This window comes from Paraglaciecola polaris LMG 21857 (genome assembly GCF_000315055.1).
GTDB lineage: Bacteria > Pseudomonadota > Gammaproteobacteria > Enterobacterales > Alteromonadaceae > Paraglaciecola > Paraglaciecola polaris.
The window spans coordinates 23,675-31,741 of sequence record NZ_BAER01000018.1 but is presented as its reverse complement, the minus strand read 5'-3'; the positions used below and the strand labels follow the sequence as shown (position 1 = coordinate 31,741).

The following is an 8,067-nucleotide window of genomic DNA, read 5'->3' as shown; positions in this document are numbered from 1 at the left end:
TTAGTTAGATAAATTTTGCGGTAATTGGCACAAGGCACAGTGACTCATCTCGAAATCAGATGGCTATTTCTCAAGTGCTTCGGTGGCGTCTTCCTCATTTACTCGGTACACCACAAACGTTAATGTGAAGCCAGTTTATGGGATCGCCCGGTTCCCCACAAAGGATCTCATGTGTGTTAAATGCCTGTTCAACATCACTCTTAACACTAGTCTGGTAAATAATTGGGAGGATAACCATTTCTGTTTATTCACTGTTAGCTGCTGAAATGCGTTGATAAGCGTAAAGTAAATGTATCGGCCCAGCAGGCTACAATTGATGAGTCACGTCCTGTGCAACAAAAAGAGCGACAAAGAGCTCGACAAAAAAGTTAAACAAACAAGGCGGGTTAGACCGAGTTGATATAAAACGATTGTCACGACCCTGAGTAAATTGAAAGTTTAGCATCATTGAGCTAGGTTAATTATATACTCTTGCATTGTTGTTGAAGTGTTCCACCGGGGCGCCTGCGCTGTTTCGAAGTACTCGCCATATTATGTTCTGAAACAATATTGTCCGAAATTTTGCTACTGCTGTTGAATCAATGATGACAATCAGCCTAGAGGACTGAGTTTCCCTTCCAGAAGGATTTGAAAATGAAAACATGTGAGCACGATGTATCCCGATATTGTGATCTACCGCTGGTAGAGCCACGAAAGTTAGCACCAAATATCGACCGTAACCGTGAATCCTTAGTTCGTTACATAGAGAAAAAATGGGTCAACCACACGGTATTGCACTATTATTTCATGCAAGACCGAAGCGATTTAGCCGGCCCTCCAGCACAATTACAAGCGGTCAGAGATGCATTTGAAGAATGGAAAAACCTCAGCCTGGGTTTAGAGTTTGTCGAAGTTAACCAAGCGGTCGATGCTGAATTTAGAATCGGTTTTGCACCTGGTAGTTCTTGGTCATATGTGGGGCGAGATTGCATCGATTTAGTACCTAATCACGAGCAGCAAACCATGAATTTTGGCTGGGATTTAACCTCGTCGTATGGACGAGATACCGCTTTACATGAAATAGGGCATGCAATGGGCTTTCCCCATGAACATCAAAACCACAAAGCGGGGATCGTCTGGAATGAAGCTGCGGTGTACGCCAATTTCGCCGGCTCACCGAATTTTTGGGATGCAGAGCAAACCTACCATAATATTATCCGTAAAATATCCCCCGAAGATGTGGCAGGTTCTAGTTGGGACAAAGACTCTATCATGCATTACCAGTTTCAAGCTGGTTTGATATTGCAACCCTCGGGATATGAAAACCGGCCCTTGATCCCAGCTCCAGGCTTGTCTGATATGGACAAGCAAGAAGCACGTAAGTTTTATCCAGCCAATAACCAAATTCAATGGCCGGAATTAAAACCCTTTTTGTCCCATTTGCTGAATATACAACCCGGAGAGCAATTAGACTTTACAATTAGACCGGAACAGAGTCGCACCTACAACATACAGACATTCGGCAGCATGGACACCGTTATCGTGCTTTTTGAAGATGATAATGGCGAGTCAATATTTTTAGCCGGTGATGATGATAGTGGTACAGATTACAACTCTAAAATTGCTCTGCGCTTAATTAACGGGCGACGCTATTATTTACGTTTACGATTATACAGTACCGGCGCATCCGGTGTAGGAGGATTGATGCTGTGGTAAAAATACAGGCCAGACAGAATTAAATCTGGCCTCACTACGCATATTAAGTTTGCAACACGGTGGCAATAAATTGTTTGCCTGGGGTTTTAGTATTAATCACGCTAACTACCAGTCGTTGTGCATTACAATAAATCCTTCAATCACCGCATTTATCAACATTCATGTTACTCAGCTGAACCGCTTAGATGCAAAATACTTGCTCCTGACGAGCATGCTTTATAGGATGGCGAACTAATCCTATTCGGACGTCCTATGCTTTATCAAGTTGCAACCCTTCTACTGAGCCCAATATTTATTGTGCAAGGTAAGTACGTCAAGCGCGTGACCGTCAAACTTCCTGAGCCTGAAGGGCTGCGTCATGGCATGATGGGCAACGGCGTACCAGCATCATTATTGATTATAGGTGACTCCGCGGCAGCGGGCGTTGGGGTTGAACACCAGGATCAAGCGTTAACAGGTATTATGCTCAGTACATTAAGTCCACACTATCAGGTGTCGTGGAAGCTCATGGCTCAAACGGGTGATACGTCCGGCCAACTACTCGATAAAATTAGCCGCTCAGGATCCCATGAGAGCTATGATACCGTAGTCATTTCTATTGGTGTCAACGATGTCACCGGACTCACCTCAACGCAAACATGGATAAACAACCTAAATATGATCACCACTGCCTTACAGGAAAAGTTTGCGGTGAAACGGATCCTTTTCTCCAGTTTACCGCCCATGCATTTATTCCCCGCACTGCCCCATCCGCTAAGATGGTGGTTAGGCACCAGAGCAAAACAACTTAATAAATTGGCTGAGCAATTTTGCCGGCAAACTGCTAACTGCTCGTTCATCAACGTACCTTATCCACTGGATCCTCGATTTGTTGCAACCGACGGATTTCACCCGGGCGCACCGGCCTATCAATTATGGGGTGAGTATCTCGCTGAAATAATACACGAACAGTTAAGTATAGATATGTGAATACATATATAGAATCAGCTAAGCGCGGTTCAAATTTTTAACAGCGCTAAATCATATTGGTTTTCACAAATACGTGCTTTAGCCCCCTGATGAGCCTCAAACAAGGCATTATGGGTATGAAAAGAAAAAGTATCATCCCGGGATTTATATTGGGTTATCCAGTCTAGCAGCATGGGCAAATTTGCATGTTGCTCTTCTTCGGATGAATACTTATGCGGCTCCCAAGGGCGGTTGTGCGCATTACTGATACAAACCGCAACAGGTAGGTCCATAAAGATGAGTTGGCTAGCTCGACTCAATATATTTTCCAATAGATCTCCGTAACAACCTTCTATGACCCAGTTTTTTTGAGTATTAATAAAGGCGTTCACACTGTGCATTGAGTCAGCAATAGGCGCTCGCTCAGGGATCTCTGTGGGTAACCAAGCCAAGGTATCTAAATCTAAATGAGCAATATTGTGTCGTTTGACAATCCGCTGGGCGAAGGTTGACTTACCCGCCCCTGAGTTGCCGAAAATAACGATGCACATAGGCGAATCATTCTGTGTTTTCATTTATCTTCCTTGGCATAGTTTAGGGTAAACGGCGATTTCTTCTTAATTTAGCATTCGTTAGTGACAAATCGACGATTCATTACAATAGATTTCGCCCTACAACCCATAAGTTTGATAAAATCGCCGGCGGTTTTCTCAACATAGGCTCAGGGCTAATGAAATTCGAAGGTAGTCATATTCTTTCCGTTAATCAGTTCGATCGAGATTCGATTGAACACGTATTCCATGTAGCCAATCAGATGGCGCCCTATGCAAAACGCCAAAAGCGCACCACAGTGCTAGACGGTGCCATTTTGGGAAACTTATTTTTTGAGCCCAGTACTCGTACTCGGGTCAGTTTCGGGACCGCATTTAATCTACTCGGCGGTGAGGTGCGTGAAACCACAGGCATGAGCAACTCAGCGCTGGCTAAGGGCGAATCTTTATATGACACCGCCCGGGTTCTCAGTGGCTATTCAGACATTATTACTATGCGCCATCCCGATTCAGGCTCAGTGGCAGAGTTTGCCCTGGGCAGCCGTGTACCCGTCATTAACGGCGGCGATGGTGCCAATGAGCACCCAACCCAAGCATTACTTGATTTATATACCATTCAAAAAGAGTTGCAGTATCACGGTGGTAATATCGATGGGTTGCACATTGCCATGATCGGTGACCTGAAATACGGACGAACCGTACACTCTCTATCTAAGCTGTTATGCCTGTTTAAAAATGTACGCTTCACCCTCATTTCACCCAAGGAACTGGCCATGCCAGATGCCATATTGAGCAGCATCGAGAATGCGGGTCATAGTTACACCATCAGTGAAACGTTAGAGGGCAACTTCGACGCAGACATTTGTTATCAGACTCGCGTTCAAGAAGAACGTTTTGGTTCACAAGAAGAAGCCAACTTGTACCGAGGTAAATTTCGTTTGAATCAGCAAATTTACACCAAGCATTTTCAGTCCAAAACGGTGATCATGCATCCACTGCCGCGAGATTCACGTGTCGAGGCAAACGAGTTAGATAATGATTTAAACATGAACCCAAACTTGGCTATTTTCCGCCAAACCGATAATGGGGTGTTAGTTCGAATGGCGTTATTCGCATTGACCCTTGGGGTAGAAAGTATTATCAGTAAATTCGACAAAGAAGTGCATTGGTATAGCGGCCACTAGTGACGCTAGCATGCACCTTTCAGCAAATTAACGATTAAACAAGAGAGCACGACATATATGCAAAAATCACAACAGTTATTCGCCCGCGCCCAAAAACATATTCCTGGTGGCGTGAATTCCCCCGTGCGGGCGTTTAAAGCCGTAGGCGGCACTCCTCCTTTTATTACTAAGGCTGACGGCCCCTACTTGTATGATGCTGATGGCAAAGAATATATTGATTACGTGCAATCCTGGGGGCCTATGGTATTGGGCCATAACAATCCAGCCATTCGCCAGGCTGTTATCGATGCAGCGCACAATGGTTTAAGTTTCGGCGCGCCCACAGAAGCTGAAATTACCATTGCCGATTTGGTTAACGAGTTGGTACCGTCTATGGAAATGCTGCGCATGGTCAACTCGGGCACCGAAGCCACAATGAGCGCTATACGCCTAGCCAGAGGCTATACTAACCGCGACAAGATCCTCAAATTTGAGGGCTGTTACCATGGCCATGCCGACGCATTACTGGTTAAAGCAGGTTCAGGTGCTCTAACGTTTGGTGTACCTAGCTCACCAGGTATTCCAGCTGATTTTGCCAAACATACCTTAACCATGGAATACAACAATATTGATTCTGTGATCCAAGCATTTGAACAGTACCCAGATGATATCGCTTGCATCATAGTTGAGCCTGTCGCGGGCAATATGAATTGCATACCACCGGTTGATGGCTTCTTACAAGGTTTACGCGACGTTTGTGATAAATACGGTGCCCTGCTCATTTTTGATGAAGTAATGACGGGGTTTAGAGTTGCCCTAGGCGGTGCGCAAGCAAAATACAATATTGTGCCGGATCTAACCTGTTTGGGTAAAGTCATTGGCGGCGGTATGCCCGTGGGAGCATTTGGTGGTAAGCGAGAAATCATGCAACAGATCGCACCATCTGGGCCGGTTTACCAAGCGGGTACATTGTCAGGTAACCCAGTCGCTATGGCCGCTGGCTTAGCTGCGCTAAACCAAGTTAAACGCCCTGGTTTATATGAAGAACTCAGCGCAGCCACAAAAACCTTAGCAGAAGGCTTTAAAGCCATAGCGACCCGACATGGTATACCTATGACTATCAACTATGTTGGCAGTATGTTTGGTTTGTTTTTTACCGATGTAGAGCGTGTGACAAACTATCAACAGGCAATCGGTTGTAACACCGAGCAATTCAATGCTTTTTATCATGGCATGTTAGAGAATGGCGTTTATTTAGCACCTGCTTCATATGAAGCAGGTTTTGTCTCAGCCCAACATAGCCCTCAAGTTATACAGCGTACTTTAGATATTGCGGAAAAGGTTCTGGCTGACGTAGCGAAGAAGTTCGGTTAATGTAGACACATCTATCCACTCGTTAGCGAAACAATGTAAGTTTTATGTTTGAATCCGTCATGCAACCCTTACCCCTTGTTTTGTTAGCGTTTTGTGGAATATGCTTGTTTATTATCGCGTTGTTATTGCGAAAATTAAATCGCGGTCTTCGCCAGTTTCCTCTAGAAATAACGCCTAAGCCACGCTCAATCAGCCAAAAAAACATTGCCGAAGTACCCACTGAACGCTTTGAGCAAAAAGCGGACGAAGCATTACGTTTACGTCACACCTTTCAAAAATTTGTACCTAAGCAGTTCGTCGATCATTTTGCCAAACATGGTTCAAGCGTACTGGAACTCGGTCATGCCGTAGAAGATGACGTCGCCATCTTATTTTGTGATATTCGCGGCTTTACCGGCTTGTCTGAACAAATGAGCCCTCAAGAATTAATGCGCTTCCTAAATTCTTACTTCCTGCGTATGAACGATCCGATCCACCTCAACGGCGGTTTTATTGATAAATTCATCGGCGATGCCATCATGGCATTGTTTGATCATCCCGGCGGTGGCAATCGCGAAAAAGCCAGCGATGCATTGTGTGCGGCGTTAGATTTACGCCATGCATTAATTATTTACAATCAACATAGACACAACAGTGGTTATTCAGCAGTAAACATTGGGGTGGGCATTCATTTTGGACCTGTCGTATTGGGTACAGTTGGGTCAGACGATCGTATGGACACCACCGTCATTGGTGACAGTGTTAATATCGCATACCGCTTAGAGGCATTAGCACCGATTTATCAGTGCGATATTGTTGTCAGTGCTCAAACCTTACAAGAAGCCGCCCAACCAGAGCGTTTTAGCGCTCGTTTACTCGACTGGATAAAAGTAAAAGGACGAAGTACTGCGATAGAGATTCACGAAGTTATCGCTCACTTACCGGAAGAAATCCAGCAACAGAAACAACTTAATTCTGCGCTTATTAAACAAGGCCTAAGTCAACGGTTTGCAAAAAATTGGACACAGGCAATCGACTATTTTGAGCAGGCTGCCGCGCTTAACCCTAACGACTATTTACCTCGCTTACATATACAGCAATGCCATAATTTGGCGGTACAGACCCTCCCCCATAATTGGGATGGCACAGTACAGTTATAATGCTGATTGACGCGTCAGCGTGACCTCTAAAATGAATGTAACCACCAAAAAAAAGGCCAGTATAAACTACCCTAAGCGTTTACCAGACACATACTTTAAGCCTAAAGGCGTCAGAATAATAAGATGTCAGTGTAACAAATTCATAGTGTAAAATGACGTTACTATGACAACAATCAAGATGCGTCATACCTTGCTGACTTAGTTTGCACGTTGTTTAATAAAGGTTACGGACGGGGCAAAAAATGCTGCACCAGTTTCGGCACTGGTATAATCCAAAAAGCGGTCATATTCACCACTTTCATCACTTATCATCATATTGCGCAACATCGTCTCAAAGGGCTTAGGGCTGCGGGCGCAACTGACGAAAAAAAGCCCCTGCACATGCATATCACCATAGGGCATACTTTGGCGTAAAATTGCCATCAGCTTACCCTCATTGTCTATCACCTGGGTGCAATCAAAATGGCTTCGTGGCGATTTGAACGTATCATCTAATGGGCTGTTGTCAGACTTTTTACGACCCATAATGTACTCTTGATGGTACGTAGAAAGTTGCTCCCATTTGGCAATATTATGTCGATAACGCTGAATATGAACATAACTTCCACCAGCAAAGTCAGGATCTAACTCCCCCACCAAGGCCGTATCTAACTTGTGCATACCTTTAGGGTTATCCGCACCATAGACAAAGCCTGTTAGATCACGACCGTCTAGATACCTAAAGCCTCGAATATCTTCAAGTAAATCAACGTGTGGCCCAAGCAAGCGCATAATTTCCATGGCCAGTGCATGGCAAATATCTGCTCGATCCGCGCGCACTTGAATAAATAAATCACAAGGGGCCACTGGCGCACTGCGATCGTCATATTGCATGTCGGGGAAAGGCGCGAGTTCAACAGGTATTAAGCCTGGATATACTTCATGCCAATAACTACTGCCTACGGCCACTAAACCTGAAACCATAGCTTCGTAGTGCTCTTCATCATAATGTGAAAATAAATCAATTACTTGAGCGATTTTGATGCGCATCAAACTATCATCATCATCATTCACATTGAGCAGTAAATACAGGGCGTGAAGACTTGCTTCGGCACATATTCCTTTTTGAGGTTGCGGCATAAAATTCTTAGTTTGATTGTGGTTTTAGTCATGCGCTGCACTCAGGGTTGCTACTAACGAGCTTTAATATGAATATAC

7 protein-coding genes are annotated in these 8,067 nt (G+C 44.6%); 5 read left to right on the top strand and 2 right to left on the bottom strand.

From position 1 onward, the window contains the following. The first annotated feature begins 633 nt into the window (after positions 1-633). Positions 634-1,695, top strand: a complete 1,062-nt coding sequence (locus tag GPLA_RS03765) for a M12 family metallopeptidase (protein ID WP_007103501.1) — start codon at positions 634-636, stop codon at positions 1,693-1,695. 252 nt (positions 1,696-1,947) lie between these two features. Then, complete coding sequence (locus GPLA_RS03760; protein ID WP_007103500.1) at positions 1,948-2,664, top strand: SGNH/GDSL hydrolase family protein; 717 nt, start codon at positions 1,948-1,950, stop codon at positions 2,662-2,664. 29 nt (positions 2,665-2,693) lie between these two features. Here GPLA_RS03760 and GPLA_RS03755 read toward each other — a convergent pair whose 3' ends face one another. Beyond that, entirely contained in the window at positions 2,694-3,218 is a 525-nt protein-coding gene (locus GPLA_RS03755; RefSeq protein WP_007103499.1) for a P-loop NTPase family protein, read from the bottom strand. 155 nt (positions 3,219-3,373) lie between these two features. Between GPLA_RS03755 and GPLA_RS03750 the strand changes: the two genes are divergently transcribed. From GPLA_RS03750 to GPLA_RS03740, 3 genes are read left to right on the top strand one after another with little or no spacing between them, the layout of a single operon-like run. Then, positions 3,374-4,378, top strand: a complete 1,005-nt coding sequence (locus GPLA_RS03750) for an aspartate carbamoyltransferase (RefSeq protein WP_007103498.1) — start codon at positions 3,374-3,376, stop codon at positions 4,376-4,378. A 57-nt stretch (positions 4,379-4,435) separates the two neighbouring features. Beyond that, positions 4,436-5,731 carry a glutamate-1-semialdehyde 2,1-aminomutase gene (hemL, locus tag GPLA_RS03745; protein WP_007103497.1) on the top strand — a complete coding sequence of 432 codons (1,296 nt, stop codon included), beginning with the start codon at positions 4,436-4,438 and terminating at the stop codon, positions 5,729-5,731. A 44-nt stretch (positions 5,732-5,775) separates the two neighbouring features. After that, the gene (locus tag GPLA_RS03740; RefSeq protein ID WP_007103496.1) at positions 5,776-6,870 is read left to right on the top strand and encodes an adenylate/guanylate cyclase domain-containing protein; all 1,095 of its coding nucleotides are present in this window, start codon (positions 5,776-5,778) and stop codon (positions 6,868-6,870) included. A 198-nt stretch (positions 6,871-7,068) separates the two neighbouring features. Here the strand turns inward: GPLA_RS03740 and GPLA_RS03735 are convergent, their stop codons facing one another. After that, on the bottom strand, positions 7,069-7,989 hold the full coding sequence (locus GPLA_RS03735) for a Dyp-type peroxidase (protein WP_007103495.1): 921 nt from the start codon (positions 7,987-7,989) through the stop codon (positions 7,069-7,071). Positions 7,990-8,067 lie beyond the last annotated feature (78 nt).

Coding starts and splice junctions, on each gene's coding strand:
- hemL (WP_007103497.1), top strand. CDS start 4,436: ATGCAAAAATCACAACAGTTATTCGCCCGCGCCCAAAAACATATTCCT.
- GPLA_RS03735 (WP_007103495.1), bottom strand. CDS start 7,989: ATGCCGCAACCTCAAAAAGGAATATGTGCCGAAGCAAGTCTTCACGCC.
- GPLA_RS03740 (WP_007103496.1), top strand. CDS start 5,776: ATGTTTGAATCCGTCATGCAACCCTTACCCCTTGTTTTGTTAGCGTTT.
- GPLA_RS03765 (WP_007103501.1), top strand. CDS start 634: ATGAAAACATGTGAGCACGATGTATCCCGATATTGTGATCTACCGCTG.
- GPLA_RS03750 (WP_007103498.1), top strand. CDS start 3,374: ATGAAATTCGAAGGTAGTCATATTCTTTCCGTTAATCAGTTCGATCGA.
- GPLA_RS03760 (WP_007103500.1), top strand. CDS start 1,948: ATGCTTTATCAAGTTGCAACCCTTCTACTGAGCCCAATATTTATTGTG.
- GPLA_RS03755 (WP_007103499.1), bottom strand. CDS start 3,218: ATGAAAACACAGAATGATTCGCCTATGTGCATCGTTATTTTCGGCAAC.